Source organism: Pseudomonas sp. PDNC002 (assembly GCF_016919445.1).
Taxonomy (GTDB): domain Bacteria; phylum Pseudomonadota; class Gammaproteobacteria; order Pseudomonadales; family Pseudomonadaceae; genus Pseudomonas.
Map to the genome: position 1 here is coordinate 724,398 of NZ_CP070356.1, position 18,832 is coordinate 743,229.

Annotated in this window: 16 protein-coding genes; 6 read left to right on the top strand and 10 right to left on the bottom strand. The window is 65.8% G+C overall.

The genetic code is table 11. From position 1 onward, the window contains the following. Positions 1 to 16: 16 nt before the first annotated feature. The gene (locus JVX91_RS03370) at positions 17 to 529 is read left to right on the top strand and encodes a dihydrofolate reductase (RefSeq protein WP_024762199.1); all 513 of its coding nucleotides are present in this window, start codon (positions 17 to 19) and stop codon (positions 527 to 529) included. A 240-nt stretch (positions 530 to 769) separates the two neighbouring features. Here the strand turns inward: JVX91_RS03370 and JVX91_RS03375 are convergent, their stop codons facing one another. Then, positions 770 to 2,560, bottom strand: a complete 1,791-nt coding sequence (locus JVX91_RS03375) for an acyl-CoA dehydrogenase C-terminal domain-containing protein (RefSeq protein ID WP_205338028.1) — start codon at positions 2,558 to 2,560, stop codon at positions 770 to 772. 2 nt (positions 2,561 to 2,562) lie between these two features. Continuing rightward, positions 2,563 to 3,798 (bottom strand): 3-hydroxyacyl-CoA dehydrogenase, encoded by a 1,236-nt coding sequence (locus tag JVX91_RS03380; protein WP_205338029.1) that lies wholly within the window; start codon positions 3,796 to 3,798, stop codon positions 2,563 to 2,565. 104 nt (positions 3,799 to 3,902) lie between these two features. Here JVX91_RS03380 and JVX91_RS03385 point away from each other — a divergent pair, with 104 nt between their 5' ends. Further along, positions 3,903 to 4,802 carry a LysR family transcriptional regulator gene (locus tag JVX91_RS03385; protein ID WP_205338030.1) on the top strand — a complete coding sequence of 300 codons (900 nt, stop codon included), beginning with the start codon at positions 3,903 to 3,905 and terminating at the stop codon, positions 4,800 to 4,802. Positions 4,803 to 5,030: 228 nt separating this feature from the next. On the opposite strand, the gene JVX91_RS03390 is transcribed toward JVX91_RS03385, so the two are convergent. The 5 genes from JVX91_RS03390 to hslO form a co-directional block, all read right to left on the bottom strand. Continuing rightward, on the bottom strand, positions 5,031 to 5,633 hold the full coding sequence (locus tag JVX91_RS03390; RefSeq protein WP_205338031.1) for a nitroreductase family protein: 603 nt from the start codon (positions 5,631 to 5,633) through the stop codon (positions 5,031 to 5,033). A 145-nt stretch (positions 5,634 to 5,778) separates the two neighbouring features. Next, positions 5,779 to 7,278 carry an NAD(P)/FAD-dependent oxidoreductase gene (locus JVX91_RS03395; protein WP_205338032.1) on the bottom strand — a complete coding sequence of 500 codons (1,500 nt, stop codon included), beginning with the start codon at positions 7,276 to 7,278 and terminating at the stop codon, positions 5,779 to 5,781. A gap of 134 nt (positions 7,279 to 7,412) precedes the next feature. Beyond that, entirely contained in the window at positions 7,413 to 9,350 is a 1,938-nt protein-coding gene (locus JVX91_RS03400) for an ATP-dependent DNA helicase RecQ (RefSeq protein WP_205338033.1), read from the bottom strand. A gap of 286 nt (positions 9,351 to 9,636) precedes the next feature. Beyond that, entirely contained in the window at positions 9,637 to 11,178 is a 1,542-nt protein-coding gene (locus tag JVX91_RS03405) for a phosphoenolpyruvate carboxykinase (protein ID WP_205338034.1), read from the bottom strand. Positions 11,179 to 11,346: 168 nt separating this feature from the next. Beyond that, positions 11,347 to 12,240 (bottom strand): Hsp33 family molecular chaperone HslO, encoded by an 894-nt coding sequence (hslO, locus tag JVX91_RS03410; protein ID WP_205338035.1) that lies wholly within the window; start codon positions 12,238 to 12,240, stop codon positions 11,347 to 11,349. Positions 12,241 to 12,358: 118 nt separating this feature from the next. On the opposite strand from hslO, the gene JVX91_RS03415 reads away from it, so the two are divergent. Beyond that, entirely contained in the window at positions 12,359 to 13,159 is an 801-nt protein-coding gene (locus JVX91_RS03415; RefSeq protein ID WP_205338036.1) for a phosphatase PAP2 family protein, read from the top strand. 45 nt (positions 13,160 to 13,204) lie between these two features. On the opposite strand, the gene JVX91_RS03420 is transcribed toward JVX91_RS03415, so the two are convergent. Continuing rightward, positions 13,205 to 13,597, bottom strand: a complete 393-nt coding sequence (locus JVX91_RS03420) for a S4 domain-containing protein (RefSeq protein WP_065086535.1) — start codon at positions 13,595 to 13,597, stop codon at positions 13,205 to 13,207. A gap of 134 nt (positions 13,598 to 13,731) precedes the next feature. Here JVX91_RS03420 and JVX91_RS03425 point away from each other — a divergent pair, with 134 nt between their 5' ends. The 3 genes from JVX91_RS03425 (at position 13,732) to JVX91_RS03435 (ending at position 16,296) form a co-directional block, all read left to right on the top strand. Next, positions 13,732 to 14,175, top strand: coding sequence for an ATP-dependent zinc protease (locus tag JVX91_RS03425; RefSeq protein WP_275892389.1), 444 nt, complete (start codon positions 13,732 to 13,734; stop codon positions 14,173 to 14,175). Next, the gene (gene rimK / locus JVX91_RS03430; protein WP_184587846.1) at positions 14,172 to 15,077 is read left to right on the top strand and encodes a 30S ribosomal protein S6--L-glutamate ligase; all 906 of its coding nucleotides are present in this window, start codon (positions 14,172 to 14,174) and stop codon (positions 15,075 to 15,077) included. Before JVX91_RS03425 ends, rimK begins: the two co-directional genes overlap by 4 nt. 289 nt (positions 15,078 to 15,366) lie before the next feature. Beyond that, the gene (locus JVX91_RS03435; protein WP_205338037.1) at positions 15,367 to 16,296 is read left to right on the top strand and encodes an LD-carboxypeptidase; all 930 of its coding nucleotides are present in this window, start codon (positions 15,367 to 15,369) and stop codon (positions 16,294 to 16,296) included. 138 nt (positions 16,297 to 16,434) lie between these two features. On the opposite strand, the gene JVX91_RS03440 is transcribed toward JVX91_RS03435, so the two are convergent. Both JVX91_RS03440 and ompR read right to left on the bottom strand, forming a co-directional pair. Beyond that, entirely contained in the window at positions 16,435 to 17,754 is a 1,320-nt protein-coding gene (locus JVX91_RS03440) for an ATP-binding protein (RefSeq protein ID WP_205338038.1), read from the bottom strand. 200 nt (positions 17,755 to 17,954) lie between these two features. Then, the gene (ompR, locus tag JVX91_RS03445; RefSeq protein WP_045215632.1) at positions 17,955 to 18,695 is read right to left on the bottom strand and encodes a two-component system response regulator OmpR; all 741 of its coding nucleotides are present in this window, start codon (positions 18,693 to 18,695) and stop codon (positions 17,955 to 17,957) included. Positions 18,696 to 18,832 lie beyond the last annotated feature (137 nt).

Sequence of the window (18,832 nt, forward strand, 5' to 3'; positions counted from 1 at the left end):
CAGCACTGGAGTCACGATGTCCGAAGCCCTGCCCCTGGCGATGATCGCCGCCCTTGCCGACAACCGCGTGATCGGCGTCGACAACCGCCTGCCCTGGCACCTGCCGCAGGACCTCAAGCACTTCAAGGCGATGACCCTGGGCAAGCCGGTGATTATGGGCCGCAAGACCTGGGATTCGCTGGGCCGCCCGCTGCCGGGCCGGCTGAACATCGTGGTCACCCGCCAGGCCGGGCTGCAGCTGGAAGGCGCGGAAGTCTTCACCAGCCTCGATGCCGCCCTGGAGCGCGCCGCCGAGTGGGCGAAGCAGGAAGAAGCCGAGGAACTGATGCTGATCGGTGGGGCGCAGCTGTACGGTGAAGCGCTGGAGCGTGCCGAGCGGCTGTACCTGACCCGCGTGGGGTTAAGCCCGGCGGGTGATGCGCATTTCCCGGAAGTGGATGAGGCGCACTGGCATCTGGCTTCGAGCATCGAGCATGACGCGGAAGGCGAAACGCCGGCTTATGCGTTCGAGGTGTGGGAGCGGGCTTGATCGCTCAGCGCACTCAGAGCCCCTCACCCTAACCCTCTCCCGGAGGGAGAGGGGACCGACCGGCATGCATTGAAAGCTCTGCGGTAGCCGGGTGTATCAGTGAAAGCAGGACTCGTCTCGGCACATACGGCCCCCTCTCCCCCTGGGAGAGGGCTGGGGTGAGGGAACGCCCAACTCCGAACTCGCAAAGAAAACGCCGCCCCGGTCACCCGGCGCGGCGTTTTTCTTTACACCAATCGATCAGAACGCAAAATGCTCCGCATCCAACCCCATCAGGCAATCCGCCCCACCCAGCAGCGCCTCGCGGTGCATGCTGGCGCGCGGCAGGATGCGCTTGATGTAGAACTCCGCGCTGGCGAGCTTGGCGCGGTAGAAATCCGCGTCGCCCTCGCCGGCCGCCAGCTTGGCCTGGGCCACGCCGGCGGCCTGCACCCACAGGCCCGCCAGCAGCACGTAGGAGCAGTACTGCAGGAAGTCCACCGAGGTGGCGCCGATTTCCTGCGGGTCGCGCTGGCAGGCGGCGATCACTTCGCTGGTCAGGCTGCGCCATTCCAACAGGCGTTGACGCACGGTTTCTGCCAGGCCGGCCAGTTCGGTCCGGGCGCCCGCAGTCTCGCAGGCAGCCGCCAGCTCGCCGATCAGCGCATTCAACTCAGTACCGCCATCGCCCAGCAGCTTGCGACGGATCAGGTCGAGCGCCTGGATGCCGTTGGTGCCTTCGTAAATCTGGGTGATGCGGCTATCGCGCATCAGCTGCTCCATGCCCCACTCGCGAATGTAGCCATGGCCGCCATAGACCTGCACGCCAAGGCTGGAAACCTCCTGGCCGACGTCGGTGAAGAACGATTTCACGATGGGGATCAACAGCGCCGCGCGCTTGCTCGCGGACTTGCGGGCATCGGCCTCGGGATGGCCGTGCTCCAGGTCCAGTTCGCGAGCGCAGAGCGCGGACACCATCCGGCAGCCCTCGGTCAGGGTCTTCTGGGTCAGTAGCATGCGCCGCACGTCCGGGTGGACGATGATCGGGTCGGCAGCCTTGGACGGCTCCGCGGCTCCGGTCAGTGCGCGCGACTGCAGGCGCTCGCGAGCGTAGGCCAGCGCGCCCTGGCAGGAGCGCTCGGCAATGCCCAGGCCCTGCAGGCCGACCTGGAAGCGCGCGTCGTTCATCATGGTGAACATGCATGCCAGACCCTGGTTGGCCTGGCCGATCAGCCAGCCGGTGGCGCCGTCGAAGTTCATCACGCAGGTCGAGGCGCCCTTGATGCCCATCTTGTGCTCGATGGCGCCGCAGCTCAGGGAGTTGCGCGCACCCGGCGTGCCGTCGGCGTTGGCAATCAACTTGGGCACGAGGAACAGGCTGATGCCCTTCACCCCGGCCGGTGCATCCGGAAGACGCGCCAACACCAGGTGGACGATGTTCTCCGACAGGTCCTGCTCGCCGCCGCTGATGAAGATCTTGCTGCCGCTGACGCTGTAGGAGCCATCAGCCTGCGGCTCGGCGCGGGTGCGCAGCAGCGCGAGGTCGGTGCCGGCCTGCGGCTCGGTGAGGCACATGGTGCCGGTCCACACGCCGCTCACCATCTTGGCCAGGTAGTCGCGCTGAAGCTCCGGCGCGCCGTGCTTGTACAGCGCCAGCACCGCGCCCTCGGTCAGCCCGGAATAGACGCGGAAGGACAGCGACGCGGCCATCAGCATCTCGTGGAAGCTGGCCGAAACCATCTGCGGGAAGCCCTGGCCGCCGAACTCGGTCGGCCCGGTCATGCTCGCCCAGCCGTTGTCGCAGTACTGCTTGTACGCGTCGCGGAAGCCGTCCGGCGTGGTGACCTCGCCATTCAGCAGCGTCGCGCCCTGCTCGTCGCTGTTGCGGTTCAGCGGCGCGACCACTTCGCCGGTGTAGCGCGCGCCCTCTTCCAGCACGCCGTCGATCAGTTCGCGGTCGAGGCCGTTGCCCAGCAGCTCGCAGTGGGCGCTGACGTCGAACAGCTCGTGGAGGACGAAGCGCATGTCGCGCAGGGGTGCGTGGTAACTCATGTTCAATGCTCCTGTTTCACGTCGGCGAAGCGGCCATTGGCGGCAGCCAGGCGCTCGATCAGCGCGGCCGGCTGCCAGTGCGCGCCGTGCTCGCCGGCCAGGTCACGCAGGCGCGCCAGCACGCTCTGCAGGCCCTGGGCATCGGCCCAGGCCATTGGGCCGGACTTGTCCTTGGGGAAGCCATAACCATTGAGGTAAACGGTGTCGATGTCGGCACTGGTGGAGGCGATGCCTTCGTCGAGGATCTTCGCGCCTTCGTTGACCAGGGCCAGCAGGCAGCGCTCGAGGATTTCCTCGGCGCCGATGTCGCGGCGGGCGTAGCCCAGACGCTCGGATTCGCGCACCACCAGGGCGTCGACTTCCGGGTCGTGCTCGGCCTGGCGGCTGCCCGGCTCGTAGTGATAGAAGCCGTTGCCGCTCTTCTGGCCGAAGCGGCCCATCTCGCACAGGCGGTTATCCACCTGTACGGTCGGCGCGTCCTGGCCCTTGCCGGCCAACTCGCGGGCGCGCCATTCGAGGTCGATGCCGACCACGTCGAACATGCGGAACGGGCCCATGGCGAAACCGAAGCCCTGGATCGCCGCGTCCACCTGATGCGGCAGCGAACCTTCGAGGATCAGCCGGCGCGATTCCTGGACGTATTTCTCCAGCATGCGGTTGCCGATGAAGCCGTGGCAGTTGCCGGCCACCACGCTGACCTTGCCCATGCGCTCGCCCAGTTCCAATGCGGCTTCGAGCACGGCGGGCGCGGTCTTCGCGCCACGCACGATTTCCAGCAGCTTCATGATGTGCGCCGGGCTGAAGAAGTGCAGGCCGAGCACCTGGGACGGACGCGAGGTCACCGAGGCAATCGCGTCGACGTCGAGGTAGGAGGTGTTGGAAGCCAGGATCGCCGAGGGTTTCAGCGCCGCATCCAGCTCGCGGAAGATCGACTGCTTGAGTTCGAGGTTCTCGTACACCGCCTCGATCACCAGGTCCACCTCGCGGATCGCCGCGTAGTTCGCCACCTGGGAGATGCGCGCGCGGCGGCGGGCCGCCTCGGCCTCGTCGATGCGACCCTGGCGGACATTGTGGGCGTAGGTGTCGGCCACGGCGCCGAGGGCCTGGGTCAGCATCTGCGGGTTGTTGTCCAGCCACAGGACCTGCACGCCGGCGTTCGCCAGGCACATGGCAATGCCCCGGCCCATGGTGCCGGCGCCGATGACGGCGGCGCTGGCGATGCGGATGTTCTGGCTCATGTTGTTCCTCTTGTCAGCCTGAAACGCTCGTTTGAAGACCACTCACCTTAGGGAAGGCGGTACTATTTTTGAAATTTTGAGTTGTGATAAGTGGCATTCAGCCGATGAATATGAATACGTTCGACCTCAACCTGCTGCGGGTGCTGGACGCGCTGCTGCGCGAGCGCAACGTTTCCCGTGCGGCGGAGCGCCTGTCGCTGAGCCAGCCGGCGGTGAGCAACGCGCTGAACCGTCTGCGCGAACTGCTCGATGACCCGTTGCTGGTACGCGTGGGCCGTGCGATGCAGCCGACGCCCCGGGCGCTGGAGCTGGAAGCGCCGATCCGCGACGCTCTGCAACGTATCGGCCAGAGCCTGGCCGGCGGCGACACCTTCGACCCGGCGCGCAGCCGCCAGCGCTTCACGATGGCGCTGACCGACTATGTGGAAGCGCTGTGCATGCCGCACCTGCTCGAAAGTCTGGGAAGCGCGGCGCCGGGCATGGGCCTCGCCATCCAGCACCTGACACCGACGCTACCGGCGGAGGCGCTGGACAAGGGCAACCTGGACCTGGTGCTGGGGCGCTTCGAAGAGTTGCCGGCACGCTTCCAGCGTCGGCCGTGGGCGAGCGAAACGCTGCGCCTGCTGGCCCGGCGCGGGCATCCGCAAGTGAACGGCGGGATCGATCTGCAGACCTTCCTCCAGCAGCGGCACCTGTGGGTTTCCGGCGGGCAGACCAAGGGCATGGTCGACCAGTGGCTGGCCAGCCAGGGACTGAAGCGGGAGATCGCCTACACCACGCCCAACTACCTGCAGGCGGCGCACCTGGTGGCGACGACGGATCTGCTGACGGTGCTGCCAACGCGCCTGGCTGTCTATTTCGCGGAGCTGCTTCCGTTGCAGGTGCTGGAGCTGCCGTTCGATGTGGGGCAGTTCCACCTGGAGCTGGTGTACCTCGCCCAGCGCGAGCGGGATGCGGCGTTGCAGTGGTTGGTCGAGCGGATTGTCGAGGCGGCGCCGGAGTGAGGGCGAGGCACGCGAATGTGAGCTTCGCGCTCGGGGGCTACCCTCACCCCCGCCCTCTCCCAGAGGGAGAGGGAGCCGTCCGTGCCGGCTGATCGCACGGTTACAGCCGGCACAGCTCCAGTCCCCTCTCCCTTTGGGAGAGGGTTAGGGTGAGGGAAAGCACAGGCTCGGAGGCGGGCAGTGTGCAGAAGAAAGCAGAAACGCGCCCGGAGGCGCGTTTCGTGGGGATCAGAAGCGATCGCGAATGATCGTCTCTTCCAGCGGCAGGCGACCGATGCGCGGCTTGGCTTCCACGGCCTGTTTACCGACGGCGATCATGAGGCCGATGGCATGGTTGGCCGGCAGGTTGATCAGCTTGCCCACGGCGTCGAAGTCGAAACCGACCATCGGCACGCTGTCCAGACCGCGGCCACGGGCGGCAAGCATCAGCGTCTGGGCCACCAGGCCGCAGCTGCGCATGGCTTCGTCGCGCTGGGTCTGCGGCTTGTCGCGGTAGTAGCCGTCGATGGCGCCGACCATGAAGTTCTTCACTTCGACCGGGGCGCCGTCCCACACGCGCTGGGCGTTCTGTTCCCAGCTGTCGACCTGCGCGCAGACGATCACCAGCATCGACGCCTCGGTCATCTGAACCTGGTCCCAGCCCACCTCGCGAATCTGCGCGCGCAGTTGCGGATCGCTGACGTCCACCAGGCGCACGTGCTGCAGGTTGAAGGAGGTGGGAGCGAGCAGCGCCTGTTGCAGCAGGTCGTCCTTCTCCTCACGGCTCATCACGTAGGAGGTGTCGAAACCACGAATGGAGCGGCGGCTGCGGATGGCGTCTTCGATCAGCATGGAAAATCCTCTGGCTGGCATGGGCGGGAATGGCGCGCATGGTAAGCCGAGAGGCGGCCGCGTTGCAGAGCGGCGTATCGATAATGTCTATTCGATGCCTCGATAGAACGGAGCCCGCCAGGACTGGCGGGCTCCGACGCGGAAGTCAGCTTTCCAGCGCCTCCACGGGCGCCGCGCTGGCTTGGCGCTGCTTGGGCGAGGTGAAGGTCAGGTAGCCATCCTCGACCTTGCCGAAGCGCAGCAGGGCCAGGTCGAGGGCGTAGTTCTGATAGAGCTTCCACGGCGTGCGGTCGCCCTGCTTAGGCATGCGGCCGGCGGCGCGCTGGATGTAGCCGGAATTGAGGTTGAGGAAGGGCTCTTCCTTCACCGTTCCGTCGGTCTGGCGCGGCGTGCACTGGCGCATGCCGATGGCGTCGAGGTGGTTGATCAGGCGGCAGAAGTACTCGCTGGAAAGGTCCGCCTTGAGCGTCCAGCTGGCGTTGGTGTAGCCGACGATGGCGGCGAGGTTGGGCAGGTCGCGCAGCATGATGCCGCGGTAGCCCATGCTCTGGGTGACCTCGAAGGGCTTGCCATCGATGGCCAGTTCCGCGCCGCCGAACATCACCAGGTCCAGCCCGGTGGCGGTGACGATGACGTCCGCCTCCAGCACCTGACCGGATTTCAGCACGATGCCCTTTTCGCTGAAGCGCTCGATATGGTCGGTGACCACCGAGGCGCGGCCCTGGCGCAGCGCCTTGAACAGGTCGCCGTCCGGCACGCAGCACACGCGCTCGTCCCACGGCTTGTAGCGCGGGCTGAAGTGGCGCATGTCGAAGTCCTTGCCCAGCTGCAGGTTGGCCAGCTTGAGCATCAGCTTGCGCACCGCGCCGGGGAACATCTTGGAGGCCATGAAGAAGATCATCTGCATGGTCACGTTGCGCGCCCGCGCCTGTCGGTACACCCACTTCTCCGGCAGGAAGTTGCGCAGGAAGTTGGAGATCGGGTCCTTCGCCGGCAGGGTGATCACGTAGGAGGGCGAGCGCTGCAGCATGGTGACGTGGGCAGCCTTGTCGGTCAGCGAAGGGATCAGCGTGACGGCGGTGGCGCCGCTGCCGATCACCACGATGCGCTTGCCGCTGTAGTCGAAATTCTCCGGCCACAGCTGCGGGTGGATGACCTGCCCGCCAAAGCTTTCGCGGCCCGGGAAGTCCGGGGTGTAGCCGGCGTCGTAGCGGTAGTAGCCGGTGCACATGAAGAGGAACTGCGCACTCATGCGCACGGGCTCCTCTTCGTCGCCGCGCTGCACGCTGAGGTTCCAGCGCGCGGTGTTGCTGTCCCAGTCGGCCTTGAGGACGCGGTGGCGGTAGCGCACCTTGTCCTCGACGCGGTACTCGCGGGCGGTTTCGCGGATGTAGTTGAGGATCGACGGGCCGTCGGCGATGGCCTTGGGGTCGGTCCAGGGCTTGAAGTTGTAGCCCAGGGTGTACATGTCCGAGTCGGAGCGGATGCCCGGGTAGCGGAACAGGTCCCAGGTGCCGCCCATGGCCTCACGGCCTTCGAGGATGGCGTAGGACTTGCCGGGGCATTGCTTCTGCAGATGGCAGGCGGCGCCGATGCCGGACAGGCCGGCGCCGATGATCAGTACATCCAGGTGCTCGACGGACATGCTTGGGGCTCCTCGGCCGTTAGGCAGGCAGTGCCTGGTGAGTCTAGGAGGAATTTCCTCCACTCACCCTACAAGCAGGCCGGGCGGCATCACGCCGACCTTTAGTCGTGCGTGGCGCCGCCGTCTTCAGGCGTTCAGAGCTGCGCCTGTACCCAGTCGCGCACCTGGGCGTAGGGGTAGTCTTCCAGCGTGGCGTAGCCCGGCAATCCGCGCGCGCGCATGCGGGTGAAGGCCGGCACGCTGATGCCACAGAGGAAGCGCGTGATGCAGTCGGCGCTGGGCGCGGTGCCTCGGGCGCTGCGGTACTTCTCCAGGAAGGCGTCGCATCGATCGTGCAGCGACTGGCCATCCAGAGCTGGCAGCGCAGGCGGCTCCGGCAGGCGGGCGACGCGGCCGGCGCAGACCGAACAGTGACCACACTGGCGCGGCGCCTGCTGGTCGCCAAAGTACTGGGCGAGGCGCCAGCTCAGGCAGTCCGAGCTGCCCAGCAGATCGAGCATGGCGCCGATGCGGGCGATCTCGCTTTCCTCGTGGCGCTTGAAGTAGCCGTGCAGCTCCTCGCTCAACTTATCCACAACGAAGGACGCGTCGCGCACCGAGTACACCTCGGTCATCTGCTTGCTCTCCAGCTCCACCCAGCCGCGTTCCTGGAAGTAATCCAGCGCCTTCACCACCCGCGAGCGCTCGGCGCCATGGCGGCTGTAGAGCGTGTCGAAGTCCAGGGTCGCCCAGGTTCGAGCACGGGCCGAAGTCGTGAGGATGGCGTCGACGAATTGCCGCCGCTCACCTTCGAAATGGCTCAACAGCGCGGAGGAATCGATCAGCAGCTTGTAGCGATATTCGGCGAAATAGGCGAAGCGTGACGCGATGATGCCGCGAAGCTCCAGCTGCACCAACAGCGTCTTGAGTGGCAGCTGGCGAATATTGGACTGGTCCGACAACGGCACCAGCATGGTTTCCCATTGGCCACCCTCCTGACCTCCGGACGCCTGGCGGATTTCCTCCAGAACGTTGCGGATGCCCTCACGCTCGGGTGTGTCGCCGTAGACGAAGTTCTCCAGCACGTTGAGGCTGTCACGGTTGGCCAGCACCAGGCATTCCGAGCGCTGGCCGTCGCGTCCGGCGCGGCCGATTTCCTGGCTGTAGTTCTCCAGCGACTTGGGCAGGTCGTAGTGCACCACCTGGCGGATGTCGCTCTTGTCGATGCCCATGCCGAAGGCAATGGTGGCGACGATGCAGTTCAGCGAGCCATCCATGAAGCGGCGCTGGATGCCTTCGCGCTCCGGGTGCTCCATTCCCGCGTGGTAGGCGCAGGCAGGAAGGCCGCGTTCGGCCAGATGCGCGGCGATGTCCTCGGCGGTCTTCTGCTGGGTGACGTAGACGATGGCCGGCTTGCCCGAACGCTCGCGCAGCCATTCCACCAGCCGGGCACGGCGGGCGGCGCTGGAGATGGGCTCCACCTGCAGGTCGAGGTTGGCGCGGTAGAAGCCGGTGGTGACTACGTCGCTCTCGGCGATGGCGAACTTGCTGCGCATGTCGGCGATCACCGCCGGCGTCGCCGTGGCGGTGAGCAGCAGCACCTGGGGAATGCGGAACTGCTTCTGGTAGTCCGGCAGCTTCAGGTAATCGGGGCGGAAGTTGTGGCCCCACTCGGAGATGCAGTGCGCCTCGTCCACCACCAGCAGGGAAATCGGCACCTCGCTGATGAAGTTACGGAAGCGCTCGTTCTTCAGGCGCTCCACCGAAATCATCAGTACCTTCAGCTCGCCGCTGCGCGCACGGGCCATGGTCTGCGCGGCCTGCTCGCGGCTTTGCGCCGAATCGATACTGGCGGCGGCGATGCCGTGGCGGGCGAGGAAGGCGAGCTGGTCCTGCATCAGCGCCAGCAGCGGCGACACGACGAGCGTCAGGTGCGGCAGCAGCAGCGCCGGCAACTGGTAGCACAGCGACTTGCCCGAGCCGGTGGGGAAGATCGCCGCCGCCGAGCGTCCGGCGAGCACGGCGCTGACGGCGGCTTCCTGGCCGGGGCGGAACTGGCGGAAACCGAAGACGCGTTCGAGGGTGTCGTGCATGGGGATAACTCCTTTGCCTGTCATGGACGATCCCGTGAGCCTAGGGAAGTCCATTGTAGGAGCGAGCTTGCTCGCGAACAGCCCAACTCCGGTTCGCGAGCAAGGGCTAGGCGCCCTCTCGGTCCTACAAGTGCACCGCAGTGCAGTGCTTCTCTTGGAGATCGGATTTCGCCGCGATGGATTTCGCGGACAAGGTCCGCTCCTACAAGGAGCACCATGGCGCGAGATTGGCAACGCACCAATGAAAAAACCGCCCGGAGGCGGCTCTTTCGCAGAACGGGCTCGCTTACAGCTGCGGGCCGGCGTTCTTGATGGCGTCGCTCACGTCGAACTTCTTGAAGTTCTCGATGAACTTGCTGGCCAGGCCCTTGGCGGCTTCGTCGTAGGCAGCCTTGTCTTCCCAGGTGTTGCGCGGGTTGAGCAGGTTGGTCTCGACGCCCGGAACGACCTTCGGTACGTCCAGGTTGATGATGTCCAGGTGCTCGGTCTCGGCACCGATCAGAGCGCCGCTCTGGATGGCAGCGATCACGCCACGGGTGGTCGGGATGTTGAAGCGCTTGCCGACGCCGTAGCCACCGCCGGTCCAGCCGGTGTTGACCAGGTAGACCTTGGAGCCGAAGGCCTTGATGCGCTTGATCAGCAGCTCGGCGTAAACGCCGGCCGGGCGCGGGAAGAACGGTGCGCCGAAGCAGGTGGAGAAGGTCGACTTGATGCCGCCGCCCGAACCCATTTCGGTGGAACCGACCAGCGCGGTGTAGCCGGACAGGAAGTGGTAGGCCGCCTGCTCGTTGTTCAGGATCGAGACGGGCGGCAGAACGCCGGTCAGGTCGCAGGTCAGGAAGATCACGGCGTTGGGCTCGCCGCCGAGGTTCTGCTCGGAACGCTTCTCGACGTTCTCCAGCGGGTAGGCCGCGCGGGAGTTCTGGGTCAGGCTGTCATCGGCGTAATCCGGGGTGCGGTTCTCGTCGAGGACGACGTTTTCCAGCACGGCGCCGAACTTGATGGCTTTCCAGATGACCGGCTCGTTCTTCTCGGACAGGTCGATGCACTTGGCGTAGCAACCGCCTTCGATGTTGAAGACAACGCCTTCGCCCCAGCCGTGCTCGTCGTCGCCGATCAGGTAGCGGCTTTCGTCAGCGGACAGGGTGGTCTTGCCGGTGCCCGACAGACCGAAGAACAGGGTGACGTCGCCGGCTTCGCCGATGTTGGCGGCGCAGTGCATCGGCAGCACGTCTTTTTCCGGCAGCAGGTAGTTCTGCACGCCGAACATGGCCTTCTTCATTTCACCGGCGTAGCGCATGCCGGCGATCAGCACTTTCTTCTGGGCGAAGTTGAGGATCACGCAGCCATCGGAGTTGGTGCCGTCACGCTCGGGCACGCACTCGAAGTTGGCGACGTTGAGCACCTGCCACTCTTCGCGGCCGGCCGGGTTGTACTGCTCGGGCTCGATGAACAGCGCGCGGCCGAACAGGTTCTGCCAGGCGGTGGCGGTGGTCATCTTGACGGCCAGGTAGTGATCCGCGGCGGAACCTACATGAACGTGGGAGACGAAGTGTTCCTGGGCGTTATTGAAGGCCTGGACACGGTCCCACAGGGCATCGAACTTGTCGGCCGGGAACGGACGGTTGATGGCGCCCCAAGCGATGGAGTCCTTGCTGCCCGGCTCTTCGACGATGAAACGGTCGGCAGGCGAGCGGCCGGTGCGGTGGCCGGTTTTCACGACCAGCGAGCCGTTGTCGGCGAGTTCGCCTTCGCCGCGGCGAATGGCTTCTTCAACCAGTTGGGCAACGCTGATATCGGTGTAAACGGCTTTGTTGGCTTGCGTCATGTGGGTCCCCGTCGGCCGAAGCCGAGTCCTCCAAACATTGCGTAGTGACTTCTGATTCCCACTACCGCGGAAAAAAGTCGCGGGATTATGCCAGAAAAGAACTGTTCTCGTGCAGCCTCTGATCTGGCGAGAGCGCCATTGGTTCGGCTATCGGACAGATAGAAGCGGTCAATGGCGGGTTTCTGACGGTGTGGTGCTACCACCGCCCGAAAACAATTGGGCAACGTCCGAACCGTCGAAACGGTAGCGCTGGTTGCAGAACTGGCAGTCGATCACGACTTCGCCACCTTGCTCATCCAGCAGACGCTCGGCGTCCTCGTGTCCAAGACTGACCAGCGCGTTGGCCGAGCGTTCCCGCGAGCAGCTGCAACGGAACACCAGCGGCTGCGGATCGAACAGGCGCACGTCGTCTTCGTGATAGAGGCGATGCAGCACGGTGGCGTTGTCCAGGCCCAGCAGTTCCTCGGCGGTGAGGGTGTCGGCCAGGGTGGCGACGTGCTGCCAGCTGGCTTCCCGCGACTCGGTGTCGCGCTGGCGGTCGGCCGGCAGTTGTTGCAGCAGCAGGCCACGGGCGCGGCGGCTGTCGGCGTTGAGCCAGAAGCGGGTCGGCAACTGCTCGGAGGTGGCGAAGTAGGTCGACAGGCAGTCGGCCAGGGTCGCACCCTCCAGCGGCACGATGCCCTGGTAGCGCTTGCCGTTCTTCGGATCGACGGTGAGGGTCAGCACGCCATGGGGCATCAGGTCCGCGAGGCCGGCGGAATCGCCGATGGCCTCGGCATCGTAGCGGGCCAGGCCGCGCACTTCGCGGTTGCTGGAGCACTCCACCATCAGCAACGGCACGGCGCCGCTGGAACGTGCCTGCAACACCAGCAGGCCGTCGAACTTCAGGGTGCCGCACAGCAGCGCGGCGGCAGCTAGCATTTCGCCAAGCAGTTGGGCGACCGGCTGCGGATAGGGGTGCTTGGCCAGCACTTCGGCGTAGCTGCGATCCAGCTCCACCAGCTCACCGCGAACGTCGGTGTTGTCGAACAGGAAACGCTGACTTTGATCGATTTGGGACATGCTGGGCACAACGCTGCGATAGGCACAAATAAATGACAAGTTGATGGCAAAGGCCTATAAAGCGCGCTTTGTCGTATCCGGCAACCCGGAACCGTTGTCAGAAGGGGGAATCGATTTTATGGACAAAACCACGCCGTTCCAAGCCACCTGGTCCTGGAAGCCCTTCATCGCCTGTCATCTGATGGCGCTCGTCCTGCTCCTGCTGTGGCTCTGGGAGCCCACTCGCGCGGCGATGAACCTGTTCGATTTCAGCCTGTTCAGCCTGCTCAACCAGCCATTGGCGACCAACGAAGCCTGGCGCATGAGCTGGGCGGTGGCGAGCACCCGTCCGTTCGACCTGCTGGTGGGCGTGATCCTGCTCTGCCTGCTGATTCGCGGCGACTGGATCTTCAAGGCCACCCAGGCCCGCGCCGCCACTTTCGGCTTCCTTTGCGCGGCCGTGGTGCTGGTGATCGTGCGCATCCTGTACGCCAAGGTCGCCCACAAGCTGGGCTGGCAGCACGCGAGCATTTCCGCCATCGCGCCGGACGCGGTGCGCCTGGAGGACTTCTTCCCGCAGTGGGAAGACACTCCCTTCGAAGTGAAAGACGAATCGGCCCGCAGCTTCCCCGGCGACCACGCCTCGGTGCTGCTGATCTGGGCGCTGTTCCTCACCCTGTTCGCCCGCACCGCCCTGCAATGGGTGGTGATTTGGGGCCTGGCGCTGCTATTCATGCTGCCGCGTTTGGTGGCCGGCGCCCATTGGGGCCAGGACGACTATATCGGCGGCGTGCAGATGGCGCTGGTGGCCCTGGCCTGGAGCTGCTTCACGCCGTTCGCCGCCAAAGGCAGTGCGGCGCTGGTGCGCTGGACCGATCCGCTGTTCCGCCTGGCGGCGAAAATCCCGCTGCTCAACCGGCTGAGCGTCGTCACGGCCTGACGGCCATTCGATCCGGGCGAGGCGCGTGCGGCCCTCGCCGCTGGATCACTCCTGATCGCGGAAGCTGAACAGTTGGCGGCGCTGCTTCTTGGTGGGTCGCCCGTCTGTCTGCACGCCCAGCGCGCCCGCCTTGCGCATCGCCGAGGCGTCCTCGCGGCGCTTCACACTGTCGGCGGTCTCCTCATAAAGAAGCTGCGCTTCCGGCGCGCCACGACGCACCATCGATAGCGCCTTCACCACCACGGTGCGCTCGTCGAAGCCGGTGCGGATCACGTATTCGTCGCCAACCTTGGGCTCCTTGCCCGGTTTGCAGCGCTCGCCCCGGCAATGCACCTTGCCGCCGTCGATGGCTTCCTTGGCCAGGGAGCGGGTCTTGTAGAAGCGCGCCGCCCACAGCCACTTGTCCAGGCGGACCTTGTCGTCGTCTTTCTCGCTCACGTCACAACCTCGTCATGCGGGCCTGCGAGTGTACCGCGCGCCCCGCTGGCGGGGCACAATCGGCCTGACTAGAATGCCGGCAAACGCCGGGGACGCCTGCCTTGAAGACTTTCGACCAGCTGTCGGTAATTGGTCTGCGCGAATGGATCGCCCTGCCCGAACTGGGCATGGTCGGCCTGCGTGCGAAGATCGACACCGGCGCCAGCACTTCCACCCTGCATGCCAGCGACATCGTGCCGTTCCAGCGCGGCGGCCAGGACTGGGTGCGCTTCATCGCCCACCTGGGCACCCAGGTGCAGCGTCGCCACCGCTGCGAGGCACCGGTGGTGACGATGAAGACCATCAAGAGCTCCAACGGCCAGGCCCAGACCCGCTATGTGATCCGCACCCTGCTGGCCCTGGGTGATCGCGCCTGGTCGGTGGAGTTCACCCTGGCCTGCCGCAAGACCATGCGCTACCGCGTGCTGCTAGGCTCCAAGGCGCTGGTCCATGGCCAACTGGTGGTCAACCCGGGCCTGACCTACGTACAAGACAAACCCCTCATCATGGTTCCCGCCACCCTTCCAGGTGATCAATGAAAATTGCTGTGCTGTCGCGCAATCCGCGCCTGTATTCCACCCGTCGGCTGGTGGAGGCCGGGCAGCAACGCGGCCACGAGATGGTGGTGATCGACACCCTCCGCGCCTACATGAACATCGCCAGCCACAAGCCGCAGATCCACTACCGCGGGCAGTCGCTGGAAGGCTTCGACGCGGTAATCCCGCGCATCGGCGCCTCGGTGACCTTTTATGGCTGCGCCGTCCTGCGCCAGTTCGAGATGATGGGGGTATTCCCGCTCAACGAATCGGTGGCCATCGCCCGCTCCCGCGACAAGCTGCGCTCGCTGCAGCTGCTCTCGCGCAAGGGCATCGGCCTGCCGGTGACCGGTTTCGCCCACTCTCCCGATGACGTGCCGGACCTGATCCAGATGGTTGGCGGCGCACCGCTGGTGATCAAACTGCTGGAAGGCACCCAGGGCATCGGCGTGGTGCTGTGCGAGACCGAGAAGGCCGCCGAGTCCGTGCTGGAGGCCTTCATGGGGCTCAAGCACAACATCATGGTGCAGGAGTACATCAAGGAAGCCGGCGGCGCCGACATCCGCTGCTTCGTGGTGGGCGACAAGGTGATCGCCTCGATGAAGCGCCAGGCGGCGGCCGGCGAGTTCCGCTCCAACCTGCACCGCGGCGGCAGCGCCAGCCTGATCAAGATCACCCCGGAGGAGCGCATGACCGCCGTCCGCGCCGCCAAGGTGATGGGCCTGCACGTGGCCGGCGTGGACATCCTGCGCTCCAACCACGGGCCACTGGTAATGGAGGTGAACTCCTCCCCGGGCCTGGAGGGCATCGAGACCACCACCGGCAAGGACATCGCCGGAGTGATCATCGAGTACCTGGAGAAGAATGGCGGGCCGCATCTGGCGCGGACCAAGGGCAAGGGGTGAGCAGGAATTCGGCATCGGCGCGGGGCTTTGCCCTCACCCCAGCCCTCTCCCGGGGGGAGAGGGAGCGGTCCGTGCCGGCTGACATCGCAGCATCATCCTGCGCCGATCAGTTCCTTCTCCCTCAGGAGCTGGGCGCGTAGCCAGGGTTAGGGTGAGGGGCCGCATGGCAGCCAAACCAACATGAAGCACCGCGCCCCTGAAGTTCCAGCTCCAAGCTTCATTGCCCCGTGGAACCCTTCGCGAGCAAGCTCGCTCCTACAGACTCTCCCGCAGTAACCGGATGACAGAAATGCCCGCTTCCCGCCCCCACGCCGAACTCAAATGGTCGCCCATCGAAGGCCGCGTCGCGCTGGTTGCGCCGGCTTCCGCCATCGCCGAGGAAGTGCTGGAAGCGACTCTGCGCCAGTTGGAAGTCCAGGGCATCGACTACCACCTGGGTGAACACGCCGACGCACGCTACCGCTACCTGGCCGGCACGCCGGAGCGGCGCCTGGAAGACTTCCACGCCGCCTTCGAACTGGAAGACGTCAGCGCCGTCTGGTGCCTGCGCGGCGGTTACGGTTGTGGACAACTCGTTCCGCAGCTGGACTGGCAGCGCATCAAGGCCGCCTCACCACGCCCGCTGATTGGCTTTTCGGACATTTCCATCCTGCTCAGCGCCTTCCATCAGCAGGGTCTGCCGGCGATCCACGGCATGGTCGCCACCGGGCTCGGCCTGCAGCCGCTGAGCGCCCCCAACGAGCAGCGCGAACGCCTGGCGTCGCTGGCCTCGATCAGCCATGTGCTGGCGGGCGGCCCCGGCAAGCTGGCGGCTCAGCACCTCGCCGGACCGAAGCTCGCCGTAGAAGGCGAATTGATCGGCGGCAACCTCACCGCGCTGGCCTGCATGGCCGGCACCGTAGGCGCGCTGTATGTGCCCGACGGTGCGATCCTGATCCTCGAAGACGTCGGCGAGCCCTACTACCGCATCGAGCGCAGCCTCTGGCAGTTACTCAACAGCCTGAATGGCGCGCGCCTGGGCGCGATCTGCCTCGGCACCTTCACCGACTGCCCGCGCAAGGGCGTGGCCCACAGCCTGGAAGAAATCTTCGCCGAGTACGCCGCGCAACTGGGCGTCCCGCTCTACCACGGCCTGCCCAGCGGCCACGGCGCGCACAACCGCGCCTGGCCCTATGGGCGCCAGGCGGTACTGGAAGGAAAGGCCCTGCGCTGGGATTAGAGTCTGTTTACGATCTCGCGAGCTAGAGCAGAACAAGGCGAGGACAGCTGAGAAAGCGGAGCTGACTGCAGTCAATGAGCACTTCTCGGCTGGCCTCAACGCAGTTATGCCGACGCGCAGCAGATCGCAAGCAGGCTCTTAATGCGCGTCGCGCGGCAGCAGCAGGCCCAGCGGCAGGCAGACACGCGCTTCCACGCCACCACCCTCGCGGTTGCGCAGCTCGATGCTGCCGCCGTGCTGTTCGGCGATGCGCTTGACGATGGCCAGGCCCAGGCCGGTGCCCTTGCCGCCGCGCGCTTTGTCGCCGCGGAAGAAGGGGTTGAAGATATTCTCCAGCTCCTGCGGATCGACGCCCGCGCCACGGTCCAGCACGCTGAGCACCACGTAGGGTGCACCGCCGCCACCCGCCACGTGGGCCGCCACCTCGACCTTGCCGCCACCATGGTTCAGGCCATTCTCGATCAGGTTGCCGAGCAGGCGCTTGATCGATACGCGGCGGAAGCGGAACAGCGGCAACGTCTCCAGGCACAGGCGTACGCGGTTGCCATTCTGGTTGAAGGCATCGGCCACTTCGCGGATCAGGTCGGCCAGGTCACCCTCTTCTACCGGCTCGTCACGGCCATCGCGGATGAAGGCGAGGAACTGATCGAGGATCGCGTCCATGTCCTCGATGTCGCGAACCATGTCCTCGACCATCTCGCGGTCGCTTTCCGGCATCAGTTCCAGTGACAGGCGCAGGCGCGTCAGCGGCGTACGCAAGTCGTGGGAGACACCCGCCAGCATCAGCTCGCGCTCACGCCCGGCCTGCTCGACATCGTCGGCCATCTGGTTGAACGCGCGGTACACCTCGGCCATCTCGCTGGGGGTTTCCGCCCCCAGCGGCAGGCGCACGCTGCGTCCCTTGCCGAACTCGCGGGAGGCGAACACCAGGCGCTTGAGCGGCTGGCTGAGCAGGCGCACGAAGATCCAGGCGGCAGCCGTGGACAACAGGCCGATGCCGAGGAACCAGCCCAGCACGCTCCAGATCTGCTGGCCGCGCAGCGGGTGCGGGTAGAGCGGTACGCCGATCCAGCCGTCACCCAGGGTCGGTGCGCGCACCCAGAGCATCGACGGATGATGGATGCGCAGGCGGGTTTCGGTGTCGATGCCCAGCTCCATGCGCATCTGCCGCTGGAAGATTTCGGTGTAGGGCCAGTGCACTTCCTCCGGCTGCCCCTGTTCATGGGGCGCCCACTTCAACCCGGCGGACTCGGCAATGGCTTCGCGCGATTTCTCGTCCGCCGCCCAGTAGGCGCGCACGGTCAGCGCCGCGCCGTGGCTGTACTGGCGGTCGACCAGCATGTCTTCGTTCATCAGCAGGTAGACCAGGGTCAGCGCCTTGGAAAACAGCACGACGATGAGCACCAGCCACAGAGTGCGGGCGAAGAAGCTTTGCGGGAACCAGAGGGGTGTTTTCAAGAACGGAATACCAGAGAACGGCGTTTGTAGGAGCCCCTCACCCTAACCCTCTCCCAGAGGGAGAGGGGACTGATCGGCGCCAATTGAAACCACACCGTCAGCCGGCACGGACGGCCCCCTCTCCCTCCGGGAGAGGGCTGGGGTGAGGGGAAACATCGGCCAGAGTTTTCAGAGGGCGCGAGCTGTCTCCCCGGATTGGCTCACTTACGCGCGGCGCCATCCGGCACGAATACGTAGCCCACGCCCCAGACGGTCTGGATGTAGCGCGGCTTCGACGGGTCGGGCTCGATCAGCCGGCGCAGGCGGGAAATCTGCACGTCGATGGAGCGCTCCAGGGCGTCCCACTCGCGGCCACGGGCCAGGTTCATCAGCTTGTCGCGGGTCAGCGGCTCGCGTGCGTGCTGCACCAGGGCCTTGAGTACGGCGAACTCACCGGTGGTGAGCATGTGCACTTCCTCGCCCTTCTTCAGCTCGCGGGTCGCCAGGTGCAGTTCGTAGTCGCCGAAGGTGACGATCTCGTCCTCGCCCGCCGGCGCGCCGGGCACCAGCGGCGCCTGGCGGCGCAGCACGGCCTTGATCCGCGCCAGCAATTCGCGCGGGTTGAACGGCTTGGCCAGGTAGTCGTCGGCGCCCTGCTCCAGGCCCGAGATGCGGCTGGTCTCGTCGCCCTTGGCGGTGAGCATGATGATCGGGATCTGGTTGTTCGACTCGCGCAGGCGCTTGCACGCGGAGAGGCCATCCTCGCCGGGCATCATCAGGTCCAGCACCACCAGCTGGAACAGCTCGCGGGCCAGCAGGCGGTCCATCTGCTCGGTGTTTTCGACGGCGCGGACACGGTAACCCTGCTCATCGAGGAAGCGTTCCAGCAGACGGCGCAGGCGCGCGTCGTCATCGACCACGAGGATCTTTTCGCCTTCCGGCAGGGTGGCAGCGTTGCTCATGGAGACTCCCAGAATCTGATTCGGCGGGCATTATCGCCCAGCAGCCGCGCTTCACGGCTTGTCCATTGTTAGCAGATTTTTCCCCGACCAGCCGCCCACCCGGTGAAATTGTCGTGGGTATAATGCGGCGCTTTTGC